Annotated in this window: 14 protein-coding genes and 1 tRNA gene; 12 read left to right on the top strand and 3 right to left on the bottom strand. The window is 57.1% G+C overall.

Features of this window, described 5'->3' with window-relative positions; translation table 11 throughout:
* Positions 1 to 78 precede the first annotated feature (78 nt).
* The gene (locus tag GYN08_RS00545; RefSeq protein ID WP_328802192.1) at positions 79 to 726 is read left to right on the top strand and encodes a chromate transporter; all 648 of its coding nucleotides are present in this window, start codon (positions 79 to 81) and stop codon (positions 724 to 726) included.
* 18 nt (positions 727 to 744) lie between these two features.
* Positions 745 to 1,284 (top strand): chromate transporter, encoded by a 540-nt coding sequence (locus tag GYN08_RS00550; protein ID WP_166271491.1) that lies wholly within the window; start codon positions 745 to 747, stop codon positions 1,282 to 1,284.
* A 90-nt stretch (positions 1,285 to 1,374) separates the two neighbouring features.
* Here the strand turns inward: GYN08_RS00550 and GYN08_RS00555 are convergent, their stop codons facing one another.
* Positions 1,375 to 1,515: an SEC-C metal-binding domain-containing protein gene (locus GYN08_RS00555; protein ID WP_166271493.1), complete on the bottom strand. Its 141-nt coding sequence runs from the start codon at positions 1,513 to 1,515 to the stop codon at positions 1,375 to 1,377.
* A gap of 196 nt (positions 1,516 to 1,711) precedes the next feature.
* Between GYN08_RS00555 and GYN08_RS00560 the strand changes: the two genes are divergently transcribed.
* From GYN08_RS00560 to GYN08_RS00580, 5 genes are all read left to right on the top strand, one after another.
* Complete coding sequence (locus GYN08_RS00560; RefSeq protein ID WP_166271495.1) at positions 1,712 to 2,842, top strand: PP2C family protein-serine/threonine phosphatase; 1,131 nt, start codon at positions 1,712 to 1,714, stop codon at positions 2,840 to 2,842.
* A gap of 29 nt (positions 2,843 to 2,871) precedes the next feature.
* Positions 2,872 to 4,947 (top strand): FapA family protein, encoded by a 2,076-nt coding sequence (locus GYN08_RS00565; protein WP_166271497.1) that lies wholly within the window; start codon positions 2,872 to 2,874, stop codon positions 4,945 to 4,947.
* Between the two features lie 31 nt (positions 4,948 to 4,978).
* A complete protein-coding gene (locus GYN08_RS00570; RefSeq protein ID WP_166271499.1) occupies positions 4,979 to 5,290 on the top strand; it encodes an STAS domain-containing protein in 312 nt (103 codons plus the stop codon).
* 44 nt (positions 5,291 to 5,334) lie between these two features.
* Complete coding sequence (locus tag GYN08_RS00575; protein WP_166271501.1) at positions 5,335 to 7,491, top strand: HD domain-containing phosphohydrolase; 2,157 nt, start codon at positions 5,335 to 5,337, stop codon at positions 7,489 to 7,491.
* 411 nt (positions 7,492 to 7,902) lie between these two features.
* Complete coding sequence (locus GYN08_RS00580; protein ID WP_166271503.1) at positions 7,903 to 9,879, top strand: methyl-accepting chemotaxis protein; 1,977 nt, start codon at positions 7,903 to 7,905, stop codon at positions 9,877 to 9,879.
* A gap of 79 nt (positions 9,880 to 9,958) precedes the next feature.
* On the opposite strand, the gene GYN08_RS00585 is transcribed toward GYN08_RS00580, so the two are convergent.
* Both GYN08_RS00585 and GYN08_RS00590 read right to left on the bottom strand, forming a co-directional pair.
* Positions 9,959 to 10,032 (bottom strand) — tRNA-Pro (locus GYN08_RS00585).
* 189 nt (positions 10,033 to 10,221) lie between these two features.
* Positions 10,222 to 11,193 (bottom strand): glycoside hydrolase family 43 protein, encoded by a 972-nt coding sequence (locus tag GYN08_RS00590; protein ID WP_166271505.1) that lies wholly within the window; start codon positions 11,191 to 11,193, stop codon positions 10,222 to 10,224.
* A gap of 122 nt (positions 11,194 to 11,315) precedes the next feature.
* On the opposite strand from GYN08_RS00590, the gene GYN08_RS00595 reads away from it, so the two are divergent.
* From GYN08_RS00595 to GYN08_RS00615, 5 genes are all read left to right on the top strand, one after another.
* The gene (locus tag GYN08_RS00595; protein ID WP_166271507.1) at positions 11,316 to 12,098 is read left to right on the top strand and encodes a helix-turn-helix domain-containing protein; all 783 of its coding nucleotides are present in this window, start codon (positions 11,316 to 11,318) and stop codon (positions 12,096 to 12,098) included.
* A 187-nt stretch (positions 12,099 to 12,285) separates the two neighbouring features.
* Positions 12,286 to 13,359 (top strand): LacI family DNA-binding transcriptional regulator, encoded by a 1,074-nt coding sequence (locus GYN08_RS00600; protein ID WP_166271509.1) that lies wholly within the window; start codon positions 12,286 to 12,288, stop codon positions 13,357 to 13,359.
* Between the two features lie 293 nt (positions 13,360 to 13,652).
* A complete protein-coding gene (locus GYN08_RS00605; RefSeq protein WP_166273052.1) occupies positions 13,653 to 14,591 on the top strand; it encodes an ABC transporter permease in 939 nt (312 codons plus the stop codon).
* Positions 14,592 to 14,609: 18 nt separating this feature from the next.
* Positions 14,610 to 15,530, top strand: a complete 921-nt coding sequence (locus tag GYN08_RS00610) for a carbohydrate ABC transporter permease (RefSeq protein WP_408015037.1) — start codon at positions 14,610 to 14,612, stop codon at positions 15,528 to 15,530.
* A 135-nt stretch (positions 15,531 to 15,665) separates the two neighbouring features.
* Complete coding sequence (locus GYN08_RS00615) at positions 15,666 to 17,234, top strand: ABC transporter substrate-binding protein (RefSeq protein ID WP_166271511.1); 1,569 nt, start codon at positions 15,666 to 15,668, stop codon at positions 17,232 to 17,234.
* The last annotated feature ends 52 nt before the right edge of the window (positions 17,235 to 17,286 follow it).

Raw genomic sequence — 17,286 nt, forward strand, 5'->3', positions numbered from 1 at the left:
AATGAAATTAACGTGTTATAATAAAGGTGACAGTTACAGGTTATCGGTAAATTGAGTTGCGGCGGGAGGCGAACGCGCGTGAAATTGGCAATGAGAACGAACGGAACCTTTCCGTTCAAGCTGATCGGACAAATTTTTGCGGTATTTCTAAAAATCGGACCCTCTACCTTCGGCGGAGGATATGCGATGCTGGCTACGATCGAACGCGAAATCGTGCATAAAAAAGGGTGGATGGACGACGAGGAAATGGGGGACATGGTGTCGATTGCCGGTTCGGCGCCCGGCGGAGTAGCCGTCAACTCGGCCGCTTTTATCGGTTACCGGTTGGGAGGCGTGCTTGGCGCTTTGGCGGCCGTTATCGGCATTACGCTTCCTACGCTGGCGATCGTGCTGATGCTGAGTCTGACTTATTCGGCATTCAAGGAGAATGCAAAGGTAGAAGCCGCGCTGCAGGGCGTTCATGCCTCCGTTGTCGCGCTGATTCTTGTGGCCGCCTGGAAAATGATGCGTTCTTCGCTGTTCGACAGCATTACCTGGATTCTGGCCGCTGCCTCCGTGGCCGTTCTGTTGTTCACGGGATTGCATTCCGTCTGGTTGATTCTCGGCGGTCCGATCGTCGGCATGGCTGCCGTGTGGATCCGCAGATTGAGAAACATGGAAGTACGGACGGAACCGGAACGCAGAGAAGACGACCAGGAGCCTATGATGCCGGAATATTATATTTAGGATCGAAGGTGGACGTTTATGCTTTGGGAACTTTTCGTTCTTTTTTTTAAAGTCGGCTGCATAGCCTTCGGCGGAGGATACGCGGTGATGAGCATGATCCAGCGCGAAGTGGAGAACAAAGGCTGGGTCGGAGTCGAACAATTTCAGGAAATCGGTTCCCTGTCCGGGATGGCGCCGGGATCGATCGCCACGAACAGCGCGACGCTGATCGGTTACGGGCAGGCCGGTATCCCCGGCGCATTGGTCGCCACCGTCGGCATCGTGCTGCCTTCCCTGCTGCTGATCATGCTGCTCGCCGCTTTTTTTATCAAGCTTCAGCACCGCCTCGGGGTCCGTTCCGCGTTTTACGGGCTGAGACCGATCGTCACCGCGCTGATCGTTTACGCGGCGATCAACTTCGGTTTCGGCCATCATTCGAAAATCGGAGAACTTCTCAACTGGCAGACCTTCGGGACGCTGCTGATTTGCGGAGGATGTCTGTTCGCTATTGTCAAATATAAATGGCATCCGTTCGCGGTGATTCTGGCGTCCGCGGCTGCCGGAATCGTCATTTTTTGAACGAGCCCGTCTATCTGTACGAATACGAAAAGCCTCGATTCCTTTCCGGGAAATCGAGGCTTTTCCATAAGCTTTTTTGGCATGAATTCTTCAGACGCCGCAGCATTTTTTCGCTTTGCGTCCGCTTCCGCACAAGCACGGTTCATTGCGTCCCGGACGCTTGACGTTCATCTGCCGCATCAGCCTCCCGGCGACTTCGCGCATGCGTTCTTCGGCGTGGGCGTAAAGCATTCGGTAACTTTCGCAAAAATAATCCCGTCCTTGGGTATTGGGGCCGGAGCGGCTGCGGAGTCCTTTTTTTGCGTAAAAAGGGGGAATCCGCTCAACAATCGGGTTTCTTACGTCGATGATATAGGTAAAGCAGCTTAGCTCTTTTTGCCTATAAGCAAGTCAGTCAATGCGATTATGACGCCGAAGGAGAGACAACATGAGCATACTGATCGTCGACGATTCGATGATGAACCTGGCTTATTTTAAGCAGGTGCTGTCGGAGGCCGGCTACTCGGAGATCGAGACGGCTTCTTCGGCGGAAGACGCGTTGGAACGGCTTGGCATGAGCGAAGGCCGGATTCCTCGTAAAGCCGCCGCATTCGACTTGATTCTGCTGGATATCGTCATGCCGGATATGGACGGAATCGAGGCGTGCCGCCTGATTAAGGCCTGCGCCCCTTACGTTGATCTGCCGATCATTTTTCTTACCGGCGATCGCAGGCATTTTAAAGAAGCATTCGGGGCCGGAGGCATGGATTTTATCGAAAAAGGGGCCCCCGAGTACGAGCTGCTTGCGCGCGTACAGTCGGCGATTCGGCTCAAAAAAGAAACCGACATTCGCAAAAGCCGCGAAGCGGGTCTCGTCAAAGAACTGCAGCTGGCGAAACGGATTCAGAAGACGGTGCTTCCCGCGCCGCTGATCGAACCGGGCATCGAGATTCACGCGCAGTACATCCAGTCGGACGAAGTGTCCGGCGACATGTTCTACTGGACGAGAATCGACGAGAGACGCTGCGGAGTCATGCTGATCGACGTGGCCGGACACGGCTTGTCCTCCGCGCTCATCAGCATGTCGGTTCGCTCTCTGCTGTCCGGCATGGTCAAGAGCATCACGGACCCGTCCGAAGTCTGCCGGGAGCTGAACAAGCAGGTGTGCAGCTTATTCGGAGGCAGCCGGGGTTCCATCTATTTGACGGCTATTTATTTGCTGATCGACCAGGAAGCCCGCGAGATCCGTTATTTCAACGCCGGTCATCCCCCGGGGCTGTTTTTTCAAACGGACCGCCCCGCGAAGCATTTGGAAAATACGGGCATTCCGCTCGGCGTCCGCAAAACGATCGACGGTGCGGGCGGCATATTCCGCTACGACGGTCCGGGCAAAATTTTGCTGTACACCGACGGACTGGTCGAAACGCCGAGACGGTCGATCCGCGAAGGAATCAAGCATTTGGAAACCTACGCTTCCCGAATCCGATATCTGCCCAACGATCGATTTACCGAAAAGCTGGCTGTGCTCGGCCGGGACAAGAATGACGACGTCTGCATCGTGTCCATTCAATTGAACTGAAGCGGACATAGCGGAAAGGATGACGCCTTATGAAAAGAACCATTATCACAAGAGCCAAAAACCCCGAAGCCGCCGTCGAAGAAGCGCTGCATCTGCTCTCCGTCTCCAGGGAATCGGTACAAATCGAAATTTTGGAACCGGGCGGCCGCGGCGTGCTGGGAATCGGCGCCCGCCTTGCCGTGGTTAAGGTAAGCGTGACGGAGCCTGAGCAAAAAGAAGAGGACAAGGCGAGAACCGCGGCGGCCGTAAAAGCCTCCGTATCCGCAGATTTTTCTTCCGCAAAAACTTACGAAAAGTCGGATGACGGACTAGGCGGGAGCGGTCTTGGCGAAAGGCCGACTGTCCAAGATATGCAGGAGGGGGAAGTCGGCATCCAAGACGGCCGTTTTCGGATCCGGGCGCCGGGCAGCCGGCTGCCGATGCTGACGCCGCCGCTGCGTGCGACTCTGTATAAGAACGGCGCACGGGTCGAAGGGAAAGTGCCGCTCGCTCCGGGAGACGAGCTGGAGCTGGATGAGGAACCTCTGGTCGAAGAACCGGTATGGCGGATCGAACTGGACGAATCGCTGCTGCGCGCCGATCTGCACGTTCGTCCGGGCTTCGAACGCAGATACAAGCTGATGGACTGCCTGCCGCAGCCGCATTTGATCGTGCCGGTCTCGGAGACCCGGACATTTCTGCCGATCGATGCGGCCGCGGTAAGAGGCCGGCTGAAAGAAATGGGCGTCGTTTACGGCATTCGCGGCGAAACGATCGCGGAAGCCTGCGCCTCGGAGCATTCGGGCGTTTTCGCAGTGGCGGAAGGCACCCCGGCGGAGGAAGGGGCGGACGGCAAATTCGAGACCAATTTCGAAGTCGAAACGAAGCGTCTCAGTCCGAAAAGCCGCGAAGACGGCACGATCGACTATCGCGAAGTCGTACAGTTTCCGACGGTCGCCGAAGGCCAAGTGCTGGTTCGCACGCTGCCGGCGCGTCCCGGCCGTCCCGGCCGCGATCTGTTCGATCGTCCGATCGAGCCGCGGCCTGTCCAATCGATCGTGCTGGCGGCAGGTGAAGGCGCTTCCGTGACGGAGGACGGTCGACGGGTAGTGGCGCTCCGTCCCGGCATGCCGAAGCTCAAACATCAAGGGTTCCGCGTCCATGTCTCCGTCATGCCGAAGCTATCTCATACGAGTGACGTCGATTTGAAATCGGGCAACATCCGTTTTCGCGGCGATGTGGAAATTTCCGGCGGCGTCCAAAACGGCATGAAAGTCGAGGCCTTCGGCAGCATCGCGATCCGGGGGCCGGTCGGTTCGGCGGTCATTGATGCTTCTTATTCGCTGATCGCTTCGGGCAGCGTGATCGGTGCCCAGGTCAATGTCGGCAAACGAAACGAGTTTCTTGACCAGATCGAACCGCTGCTGCTGGAAATCTCGGTGCAGACGCAGCTTCTGCAGTCGGCGATCGAGCAGCTCGGCCGGACGGCCGCATTCAAATTGAACGACCTGAAGCAGACGGGCCTGGGCACGCTGCTGAGCGTCCTTCTTCGCGGTAAATTTAAAGGATTTCATGCGGTGCTCATGCGCTTCTCCGAGCAGGCCGCCAAAAACGAAGCCCAGCTCGACGAGGAATGGAATGGGTATGCCAACCGGCTCAGAAGCGGATTTCTCGATCTGCGGCAGGGCGGATTCCGCGACGAAGCCGAACTGGAGCGCTTTCGCCGGCATACGTTGGAGCTGTACGAATCGTTCTGCGGCGCCGGAGACCAGACGGTCTTTGCGGACCTGCAGTATGTGCAGAACAGCCACGTATACTGCGGAGGCAATGTCCGGGCGGCCAAGGGCGGATACAATTCGACGATTTACTGTCAGGGCGCTTTGGAGGCGGGAGGCACGCTGCGGGGAGGCATGTACTTTGCGGCCGGCGGCATGAAGGTCAAGGAAGTCGGCGCGCCGGGCGGCGCGGCGACGAAGCTGCAGGTGTCGGAAACGTCCGCGATTCGCGCAGGCAGGGTGATGGAAGGAACGGTCGTCCAAATCGGAAGGCGCTCGTTCCAGTTTGTCGAGGCGGCGTCGAACGTGCATGCCCGGCTCGATCCTTCGGGAGAACTGCTGCTGTTCTAAGTCGTCATGTTCAAAAAAGAGGAGGAACCGCATGTTCGCTTACCAGATCAACAGAAACGAAGACGAAGCGGTCGTTATTTTCGAAGGCGACCTTGATATCGAAAGCGGCGAGGTGCTGGAAGAAGACATTCTGCCCGCCGTTTCGGAATATCCGAATATCCGGCTGAATTTCGGCGAAGTGTATTTCGTCGACTCTTCCGGCATCGGACTGATCATTCGCACGGTCGACGAACTGCGGGAAAGAGGACGCTCCGTCAAGATCGAGCACGTGCGTCCCGAGGTCATGGAAGTGTTCGAGCTGCTGCAGATTCGCGAAATTCTCGGCGAGGAAGCCTTCGACTGAGCGATCTCCCGTCCGGCCATTCCATATGAAAGGAACCGATGAGCTTGAATATACCACCGAATGCGGCAAACGGAAAAAAAGCGCCTTATCCGTTTTGGGCATTGGCCGGGTTTCTTTACGGGGCGATTCTTGCCGTCGGAGCCGGGCAGGTGTCCTGGATGCACATGCTGCCGATTCTGCTGCTGACGCTGCTGCTCGACCTGTTTCCGATCCGTTTGATCAGCGGAGAAGAGTTCGGTGCCGGCCTGATCGGATTTTTGTCCCTATTGATCGGTTTCGGCCTCTACACGGCGCTGCTGGGCGTGTTCATCAGCTGTCTGGCCAATGAGTCCAGACAGTGCGGGTTTCGCCCGGCGTCGTTCGATCCCGTTCGCTGGCTGGTCCGCCTCGGTATCTATACGCTCAGCACCTGCGGAGCGGCGCTCGCGCTTCAGGGGCTGCATGCCGTATGGACGGACGCCCCGCTTTATGCGCAGGCCGCCGCCGCCGCGCTGATGTTCGAAGCGGTGAGACTTCCGCTCGATGCCGGCATGCGCAAGATGCTGTCGGGCAAGGCGCTGCTGTCGGGCGTCCGGGAACGATTGAAGGAAGCGCTTGTGCCGATTTTGCTGTGCGTCGTTGTCATTCCGCATTTTCTGCGCAACCTGCTGGAAAAAGAAATGTTGGGCGATCTGATTTACACGGGGCTGCTGCTGTTTTTCATTTTGTATTTCTCGGGTGTGTATATCAGGGAGGTCGCCGGCTGGCGCCGCACATTCGAACGTTTCAGCCTGCTGTTCGAGTCGCGGTTGTCGCCCGATCTCGAAGGGCACGGCATCCGGACCGGCGTCATTGCCGATCATCTGTTGGAACGGCTGTCTTATCCGCGAAAGAAAAAGCGGGTGTTCATCCAGGCCGCGATTCAGCACGACATCGGCAAATCGGCGCTGCCCGCTTATTTGTTCACCAAACGGGGTGCCCTCTCATTGTCCGAAGAAGACGAATATCGCTCCCACAGCGAGAAAGGCGCGGAGATCGTCCGGACGCTGATCGAAGACGACCGGGCGGCGTTATGGGTCCGGCACCATCATGAATGTTGGGACGGCCGAGGATTTCCGGCGGGACTGCGCGGAAAAAACATTCCTTACGAATCGCGCATCCTGGCGCTGAGCAGCCGGCTCGATCATCTGCTCAGACGCGAAGGCGACGATCAAGCGGTATGCGCCTACGTCGCCAAGCTGTCCGGCCGCGAAATCGATCCGGCTCTGGCGGCGCAGGTCGATCTCCATTTCGTGCAGACTGCTCGAGAGCGGCTGGAGCTTAGAGGATTAGTGTCGGGCCCGCTGCAGGAGAATGGAAACAAGAGGTCTACCCTGCCGGAACAGGCCGAAGAAGCGCGTGCCGTATTGGCCGAAGAACAAGGCTCCTTTGTCGGCCTGAGCACCATGCTGAAGCTGGGCGCGGACGGCCTGCTGTACGGGTTGGAGCAGCCGGAACTGGAAGCTCCCATCGTACGGTTGGCCCGCCGCGCGGAAGCCGATCAAACTTCTTTCTACGAGCTGTTATCCTGCGAGAGCCGAACGTATGAGGCTCATTTTTATCCGGAGAACCGAGAGGTTCGGATCGCGCTGACGGACATTACGCCGGCACTCGCCTATCGGGAGCGTCTGCGTACGGAGACGCTGAGCGCGTACCGCGAAATCATATCCGCGCTGTCCGAAGGAAGGGTACGGCTGTGCGAGACGGATGGAGAGCTGCTTGCGCGTCTTGGGGCTCGATTGGACAGCGTAACGGTTGCGGGGAAAGCGGATATCGGACGCAGCCGCGACTTGGCGGCAAGTTATATGGAGGCGGGCGACCCCAAGCGGCTTATGCAGGTCAAACTGGCGGTATCCGAAGCCGCGACGAATATGCTCAAGCATGCGTTGGGCGGCGAAGTGACGGTGTTCGCGCGCGAAAACGTGCTGCAAATTTTCGTGCGCGACGAAGGTTCCGGCATCGCGCTGCACGATCTGCCCAAAACGTTCGTCGTTTCGGGGTACAGCAGCAAGCGTTCGCTCGGACGCGGATTCGGTCTCATGTATGCTTCCACGGATCGGATTTTTCTGTACACCGACTCGGACGGCACCCGGCTGCTGCTGGAATTTGACGGAATTTCGGGACGGGCGAACGGGAGCCGCGGCAGAGCTCTTTTTGAGTCGTCATCGCAAATTCCGTCCTAGCCTAACTGTACATGTGCAGGAAGACGAAAAAGAAAACATCGGAAAGAGCGAGTCGGGGCTCGTTCTTTTTTATTGTGCGTCAAAGATGGCGTCTGCAATCTTCGACTTCAAATGAAGCAAAAATTAAAAATCAATATATGAAAAATTCGAAATAAAAAACCTGACTAAACCGAAAAAACAAACGAAGTTGAAGGGTTTTGGAATTTCATAAACGTTTTCGTTAATATTATTGCCTGAAAATGAAGAATGGCTATTCAATCCCTGCCTTTTTCGTCGATATACTTATTTGTCTGTTTAAATAGACGGGTCAGGTCTGTAAACAGCCGTGTATTTATCAATCAAGCGAGGGGATCGATTTTTTTGAGAAAAAGAGAGAGAAATAAAAGAAACCGCAGCTTTTCGCTGAGAAACATGTCTATCCGGTTTCGACTGATCGCTTCTTTTGTCGCGGTTCTGCTTATTCCTAGCGTACTGATCGGATACTTCGCTTACGGCGAAGCCGCGCGCACGGTAGAAGATCAAGTGATTCGGAAAGCGGACAGCAGCGTCGAGCTGTTGAACGCGGCGATCGAGCAATTCGTTCAGGCCAAAGAGCAGGAAGTGAATCTGTTGGCCAACTCGGTGGAACTCGGCTCCGTGAACGCTCCCTCGGGACAAAACCTGGGTATCAGCGCGCAGGTATCGCGAGAACTGGATTTATACAAAGAGGCACATCCGGAAGCGGAACTGGCTTATATCGGCACGGAAAGCGGCCTGTATATCAATTCGCCTTCCAGCATGAAAAATACGGCGGACTTCGATGCCAGAACCCGTCCTTGGTATGCCGCGGCCTTAGAGGCCAAAGACAAGATAACCGTCAGTCCCGTTTACGTATCGAGCGCTTCCGGCAACTTGGTCGTCACTTTCTCGAAAGCGACGAGCGACGGACGCGGCGTGGCGGCCGTCGACGTGGCGCTGAACCAGATCGAAGAGATTGCCAAAAACGTCAAAATCGGCGAAAAAGGCTATGTTTACATTTTGGACGGCGAGAAGAAGTATGTTTATCACCCGACACAAAAAGCCGGCAGCAAAGCGCCCGACGCTTACTATTACGATCAAGTCTATACCGCGGACTCGGGCCAATTTCGGTACGAGTACGAAGGTTCGCAGAAGCAGCTTGTGTTCGCGACGAACGAATTGACAGGCTGGAAAATCGCCGGAACCCTGTATACGTCGGAATTCGGAGAAGCCGCTTCGGGCGTGCTGAATACGACCCTGATCGTTATCATTGTCGCTCTTTTCGGAGGGACGGCAGTTGCCTTCCCGGTCATCCGTTCCATTCTCGTTCCGCTGCGCTCGCTCAACAAAACGACGGCGGTAATCGGAAGCGGGGACCTGACGCAAAAGGTGGAGTATACGGGAAGCAACGAACTGGGGCAGCTTGGCCAAAGCTTTAACCGCATGGTCGATTCGCTTCGCGAAGTAATCGTCAGCGTCACGGATACGACCAACCAGTTGGCGGCTTCCTCGGAAGAGCTGGCCGCGAGCTCGGAGCAGACGACTCGGGCGACCGAACAGATTGCCGGCTACGCCCAGGATATGGCCGAAGGAGCGGATGCCCAGAGCCTCCAGGCGAGATCGTCGAGCGAAGCCGGACGGGCCACCGCTTCCGGCGTCGAGGAGATCGCGGCGAGCGCGCAGGCGGTATACGCGACCGCGGCCGATACGTCGGTCAAATCCGAGGAAGGCGGGCGTTCGGTCGGAACCGCGATCGAGCAGATGAACTCCATTTCGGATACGGTTACCTCCCTTTCCCAAGTGGTGCAGGGTCTTGGACAGAGATCCGAACAGATCGGGGATATCATTCGCGTGATCCACGACATCTCCAGCCAGACGAATCTGCTGGCGCTCAACGCCGCGATCGAAGCGGCGCGTGCCGGCGAACAGGGCCGAGGCTTCGCGGTCGTGGCGGACGAAGTACGTAAGCTGGCGGAGCAGTCGTCGCAGTCGACCAAGCAGATCGAAGAGCTAATCGGCGGGATCCAGCAGGACATCGAAGGCGTCGTGCGATCCGTAGATTCGGCAACGCGAGAAGTGGGAGACGGGATCGGCGTCATTACGCAGACGCAGGCAATCTTCGGAGAAATCCGCGAATCCGTCGTACTGGTTACGGAGCAGATTCAGGACGTGTTCGACCGCTCGCAGGCGATCTCGCAGGGGACTCAAACGATGATGCAGGCGATCGACGGGATTTCCGGCGTAGCCGACGAAGCTTCCGCCGGTACGCAGACAATCGCCGCCGCCGCGCAGGAAACGCTTGCGGCAATGGAAGAAATCAGCTCTTCTTCGACGGCGCTCAGTTCGATGGCCGAGGAGCTGCAGCAGACGGTGGGACGTTTTAAAGTCTAAACGTCCTCCGGCGTTGCGCCAATAAAAAGCATAAAAAAATCGCGGTCCGCATGGACCGCGATTTTTGTGTTTCTTCGAATCGAGACGACAGGATTCGAACCTGCGGCCTCTTACTCCCGAAGCAAGCGCTCTACCAAGCTGAGCTACGTCTCGAAGAAGTGATTTCTTACAAAAATAGATTATACGCTCGAGCTAAATTGGTGTCAATATCTTTTTTTGCGCAAAAAAAGACCGGGCTGCCCGTAAAGGCGTCCGGTCGAAAGGAATTTACGCGCGGCTCGCAGCCGTCGATACGGAGGAGATTCGGGACGAAGCATTCGCCCGGCCAGTCGTGTCCGCGGGCTAAACGTTTTCGTTCGCTGCGGCCGGGATCGAGCCTGCGCCGTATCGTGCTTCTATTCGCCCGTATTCTTTTTCGGTAATGCGCAGCACGGTTCCGTGCTTGAAGCCGTACGGAAAACCGAAGCTTGTGTCCGAGCGAATAAAACGGCCTTCCGCCAGCGAATCCGCGATGAACGGAACGTAGCCCTGACCTTCGCCCTGTACGCCGTAAAAGTCCAACATCAGGCACCATCTGCCGTCCGGCAGCCGGAAAGCGGTCGGCGCTTCGTATACGCCCTGCTGCAGCTTGGCCATTTCTTCATCGAACGCCGGAACGCGCACATAATCGTCTCCGGTGATCGAGCTTCCTTTTTCCAAGATCAGCGTCTCGGGATTGGCCTCGCTCTTGAGGAAGCGATAGAAGAAGCCGTCTTCTTCGTAGATCGCGGAGTCGATAATGCCGCTGTCGGATTTTCGGCACAGCAGCTCGGGCGCCGTGAAACGTTCGAAGTCCCGGGTGCGCGAATAATAGATCGCTTTCGGCCCGTAGCCGTTGGAAGCGTGCGAAGACGACCAGTGCACGACGTAGTCGCCTTCCCCCGGATCGCGGATAATGTCCGGAGCCCAGAGACAGCCGAAATTCTCGTCGCCGAGTTCGATCAGCCGCTGCGCCGACCAGTTTACGAGATCGTCGGATTCCCACAGGGACAGGCATTTGCTGCCGCCCGTTCCGATATTCGCCCAATCCCCTTTATATTTGCCGCGAAAAGAATTGGCCAGGCTGAGGTCGGTAGCGAGAAGGTAAAACTTGCCTTCGTCGGTGCGAACGATCGTATGATCGCGCACGCCCCGCTCGCCGAGCGTGCTTTCCAATATCGGCTGCCCGCCGTTTGCCGCTTCCCAGTGAAATCCGTCCCGGCTGAGCGCAAAATAGACCTGCTCGCCGTCCGGCGTCGTTTTTTCCTTGAAATGCACGAAAAGATAAGCGTCCAATCCGTTCAGCTCCTTCGGGAAATATCGCTCCCAGTATAGCCGTTTGCCGAAGCGAAGAACAATGAATTATACTGGTTAAAAACTGACGGATCGTGCTCGAACGTATAGGGAGGAGGAAGGCGATGATTCGGCTGATCGGCTGCGGATGCCGCTTTGCGCATCGCGAAGGAATCGAGATCGAGCGCCCGCGGGGCGCGGGGAATTACGCGTTCGTGTTTTTCCGTTCGCGGGCGGAGATCAGGGTGGACGGCCGACTGGAGCAGGCGGAGCCGAATTCGTATATCCTGTTCTCGCCCAGCGCGCCGCATGCGTACCGGGACCTGGAAAAGCCTTTCGTCAACGACTGGTTTCACTGCGAAGGGGAAGAGTTGGACGAACTGCTCGGGCAGCTCGATTTTCCGACGGACCGGCTGATCCGGGCCTCCGATCCGTCGCTCGTGCCGCGGCATATGCTCGAACTGCGGCGGGCGGAGCGGGAACTCGGTCCGTATCGCGATCGCATCGTCGATTTGGAACTGCGCGGGTTGTTCACGAAACTCGGCAACGCGCTGGCGAGGCGGTCCGTGCCGGCCCGCACCGACCGTTACGCGGAGATGCTGTCCCGCCTGCGCGGCGAGCTGTACGGTTCGCCGGATGCCCGGGTATCGGTGGAGGAACTGGCGGGCCGGTTGAATTTGAGCAAGTCGTATTTTCAGCACTTGTACAAAGAACTGTTCGGCTGCTCCGTTCTTACGGATATGATTCGCGGCCGCGTGGAATATGCCCAGTATCTGCTCGGGAGCACGAAGCGTTCCGTCGGGGAGATCGGCAGATTGTGCGGGTACGACAACGAAACCCATTTCATGCGTCAGTTCAAGCAGTTCGCGGGCATGACGCCGGGCGCTTACAGGAAGAGCGTAAGGTAAATTCGGCAGACCGGAAAATAACCGAAGCATCGCCAATCTCCCAAGCAAGAAAGAAAAGGTTTCGCGGCGCGGACAGCTTCCAATTGCTTCCGGTATGCGCGGCGCGTATAATCGAAGCCAGAATGAAACCTGTTTCATGAAAACAATCCATCGAGTGGACAAATCCACGGGGAAAGAGGAATAGAAGATGCGACCGGTAACCGTATACGATATCGCAAGGGAAGCCAATGTTTCGGTAGCTACCGTATCGAGAGTGCTGAACAATACCGCGCCCGTCAAAAAGGAAACGAGGGACCGGATCGTCGCGCTGATGAACAAGCATCAATTTCAGCCGAACGCGCTGGCCCGCAGCTTGACGCGCAAGGAGACCGGCATGATCGGATTCATTCTGCCCGATATCACGAATCCCTTTTTCCCCGAGGTGCTGTCCGGCTTCGACTCCGAAGCGCGCAGGCTCGGCTATACGTATTTTTTATGCGACACGATTTCCACGAACGAAGAGAATCAGAGGCTCTACGATCGCCAGTACGAGCGGGAATCGCAGTATTTGGGACTGCTGATGGAAAAGCAGGTCGACGGCATCGTCATGATCGGCGGCCGCGTCGATTTGGCCAAACCCGACCCCGAGCTGGCGAGGGAAGTGGAGGAGCTCGCCAAGCGGGTCCCCATCGTGCTGCTCAACGGAAGTCTGCCGAAAACGAAGCTGAACCGGGTGTCCGCCGACCAGAAGCTGGGCGCGCAGCTTGCCGTGCAGCATTTGATCGGTTTGGGGCACCGGGATATCGCCTTGATCGGCGGCTACGCGAAGATGAGCAATACCCAGCAGCGGCTGTCCGGATTCCGTTCGGCGATGAAGGACGCGGGACTCGCGGTACGCAGGGAATGGACGCTGACCGAAGGATTTTCCGTGGAAAAAGGGCAGGAATTCGCCGCCCGGCTGCTGAATATGAAGCGCCGCCCGACGGCCATGTTCTGCTTGAACGACCTGCTGGCGATCGGAGCGCTGAAGGCGGCGCACCGCGCGGGCATCGCCGTGCCGGAAGAGCTGTCGATCGTCGGTTACGACGATATTCCGCAGGCCACCTACAGTATTCCCGAGCTGACGACCGTCTCGCTCAAATCGCAGGAAATCGGCCGCCAAGCCGCGAAAACGCTCGATAAAATGATCGCCGGAAAAAAAGTTCCGGCGCTTCAATCAATCGTCCCGGAGCTGATCGTACGGGAAACGACCGCGCCGCCCCCGGATGTTCCGGGGGCTTGATTTTTTGCGAAAAGGATTGACATCGCCGGAAACTAGGATTATTCTGTTGTCAAAAGAAAGCCCTTACATTTTGTTTGAGAATGAAACGGGTTTCACTGCAATTCGCCGCAAACCAGGGAACCGCTCGGGATTATCGCCTAAACTCGTATGATCGGTATGAGAAGCACGCATAAGCCGGGAAAAAGGTTCCCTATTTGTCGCAGTTAAAATGTAATCGGTTTCATTTCGCATCTGCTGTGCCGACCTGAGGAGGAGGGATTGGATTGTCCGTGTTAACCGAGAAAGAAGCGAGCATGGAACATGCCGAGAAGCGGACGGGATCGTGGTGGAAGAAGTTCAAAAACAACCGCACGCTGCTGATTATGTGTCTGCCTGCCGTCGCGTTTTTCGTCGTTTTTGCGTATCTGCCGATGCCGGGACTGTATCTCGCTTTTATCAAGTACAACTATTCCGACGGGATCTTCGGCAGTCCTTTCGTGGGCTTCGAAAATTTTCGTTTCCTCGTCATGACGGGCGATCTGTGGAGGCTCACGTTCAATACCGTCGCGTATAACCTGGCCTTCATCCTGCTCGGCAACGTGCTGCAGATCGCGGTGGCGGTGCTGCTCAACGAACTGAGAGGCAAGTGGTTCAAAAAAGTCTCGCAGACGCTCATGTTCCTGCCGCACTTCATCTCCGCCGTCCTGATCGGCCTCATCGCTTACAATATCCTCAGCTACGACTACGGTCTGCTGAACGGCATCCTGCAGTCGCTCGGCATGGAGCCGCTCAAAGTCTATACCAGCCCGAACGCCTGGCCGTTCATCATCGTGCTCACCTACCTCTGGCAGGCGACCGGTTACGGTTCGATCGTCTACTTCGCCGCCATCATGGGCCTCGACAACGAGATCGTGGAAGCGGCCGAGATCGACGGGGCGAACGCCTTCCAGCGCATCCGCCATATCGTGCTCCCCTGGTTGAAGCCGACCTTCATCATCCTGCTGCTGTTCTCGCTCGGCGGCATCCTCAAAGGCAACTTCGGCCTGATCTACAACCTGGTCGGCGCGAACAATACGGCCCTCTACGCCACCACCGATATCATCGAGACTTACGTGTTCCGCTCGCTGATGACCAACTTCAATTTCTCGCTGGGCAGCGCGGTCAGCCTGTACCAGTCGCTGTTCGGATTCGCGATCGTATTGACCGCCAACTGGCTCGTGCGCAAGCTGTCGCCGGAAAATTCGCTCTTTTAAGCAGAGGAGGGGTATGCGATGGACATGATAGACGAAAAAACGCAAAGCAGCCGGAGAGCGACGGACCGCAGCGGCCTCATTATCCGGGGCATCAGCTACATTTGCATCGGCGGGTTCGCCCTGTGCTGCCTGCTTCCGTTCCTGCTGGTGCTCGGTACCTCGCTGACATCGGAAGCGGCCGTCAAAAAGTACGGATTCAATTTTTGGCCCAAGGAATTTAGCACGTTCGCCTATAAAATCGTGCTGGAGAATCCGGGACAGATTCTGGGATCTTACGCCGTGACGATGGGCATCACGATAGTCGGCACGGCCGTGGGCCTGCTCATCGTCGCCATGACGGGCTACGCGCTTCAGCGTCCCGACTTCCTGTTCCGCAACAAAATTTCGTTCTTCATCTATTTTACGACGCTGTTCTCCGGGGGATTGGTGCCGTTCTACCTGCTGATCACCCAGTACCTGCATTTGAAGGACAACTATCTGGCGGTGCTGCTGCCCGGGCTGCTCAGCCCGTTTCTGATCATCATGATGAAAAGCTTCGTCCGCTCCATCCCGCATGCGATTACCGAATCGGCGAAGATCGACGGAGCCGGGGACTTTACCATCTTCGTCAAGCTGATTCTGCCGATGACGACGCCGGCTCTGGCCACGATCGGGTTGTTCATCGCTCTGGGCTACTGGAACGAATGGTACAACTCCATGCTGTTCCTGTCCGCGGACATGCAGTACCGGCCGCTCCAGCTGTATTTGTATAACGTCGTGACCAAGGCGGACGCCATTCGGAACTCGGCCGCCGCTTCGAACGTGCCGCTGAGCGACGTTCCGATCGAAACGATGAAAATGGCGATCGCCGTCATCGCGACGGGGCCGGTCATCTTGTTCTATCCGTTCGTGCAGCGTTACTTCATCAAGGGCATTACGGTAGGCGCGGTCAAAGGTTGATCGCCGCTTCCGTCACATAAGGCGCGCCGGCATTTCGCCGCTCCGCGCCGGGAACGCCGCCGCAAGGCGGCGTGCCGTAAGCCGGCCGGTTTGAACGCTTTGGGACATCCCACATTATTCCGAGGGGGTATACGAATGTCGAGATGGAAAAAAAGCATGGCCGCGCTGCTTAGCGCGGTGCTGCTGATCGCACTGACGGCGTGCGGCGGAGGGTCGGGCGGATCGTCCGCGCAGGGAACGAACGCCGACGGCACGCCGGATACGTCGAAGTTCGTGAAGATCAGCTACGTGGTGCTCGGCGACAAGCCGACGAACGGGCAGTTCGAGAAAGTGATGGACAAGGTCAACGCGATCATGAAGGAAAAAATCAACGCCGAGCTGGAATGGAAATGGGTCGAATGGGCGGATTGGCAGACCAAATACAATCTGCTGCTGGCGTCCGGCGAACCGGTCGACCTGATCACGATCGGCACGGATTGGCTCGATACGTGGGCCAACGCGCAGCGCGGGGCGTTCACGAATCTCGACGAACTGCTGCCGAAATACGCGCCGGAGACGTGGAAGTCCGTTTCGGAAGAAGACTGGAACGAAAGCAAATACAACGGCAAGATCGTTCTCATTCCTGAAAACGATTACACGCAGTGGGTCAACCACGGCTTCTTCTATCGCGGCGATTGGGCGAAGGAGGCCGGCATCGCCGAACCGATCAAGAATTGGGAGCAAATCGGGCAGTATTTGCAGTACATCAAGGACAACAAGCCGGACGTCATTCCGTGGGACATGGCTTCGGGCGCGCAGACCTGGGGCGGCTACGTCCAATCCTATACGGACAATCTGGAGCTGCCGATCTCGACAGGCTATATGCCGGTCTTCACGGCGAAATCGAACGACGAGAAATATACCGTCGCGGAGCCGGTATTCAGCGATACAATGCTCGATTACGCGAAGCTGATGAAGGAGTGGGCGGACAAAGGTTTCTGGCGCGAAGACGCCCTGAACAACAAAAACGACAACCGCGTCGCGCTTAAAGCCGGTTTGTCGGGCTTGGATCAGCACCATACGCAGACGTTCTCCGGTCTGCGCGTCGAAATGGACAAGGCGCAGCCGGGTTCCGAGCTGCAGATGTTCCCGTTCAACATGACGGGCGGCAAAAACTTGACGGAACTGTCGATCACGCACGGCGGCACGTCGCTCGGCGCGCACAGCAAAAATCCGGAACGCGCCTTGATGGCGTACGATTTGATCCGCAACAACGAAGAGATCTACCATCTGCTGAACTACGGCATCGAAGGCGTGCAGTACGAAATCAAGGACGGCAAGCGGACGCGTCCGGCAGGTTACGACGAGACCCGCGACCAATTTTACTCCGACTTCTGGGGCGGCCGGGTCGACAAGTTCGAAATTCCGAGCGATACGACCTGGGACAAGATCGGCGACCTGTACGCGGAGTACGACAAGATCAAAATTCCTTATCCGTACGGACAATTCGTGTTCGACAAGACGCCGGTCGAAAGCGAGCTGACAGCCATCTCGCAGGTAACGGGCGAACTCGGTCCGGCGCTCAACTTCGGCAAGGTGGACGATCCCGTCAAGGCGGTCGAAGAATTCCGCGATAAGCTGAAGACGGCCGGCTACGACAAGGTCAAAGCCGAACTGCAAAAGCAGCTCGACGAATACAAGGCGAAGATGGAAGCGCAGCAGTGAAAATGAGACCGTTCTTCGGCGCGGAAACGCCGCCCGAGAACGGATGCGGCCT

Origin of the sequence: Saccharibacillus alkalitolerans (assembly GCF_011090185.1) — a bacterium.
Taxonomy (GTDB): Bacteria; Bacillota; Bacilli; order Paenibacillales; family Paenibacillaceae; genus Saccharibacillus; species Saccharibacillus alkalitolerans.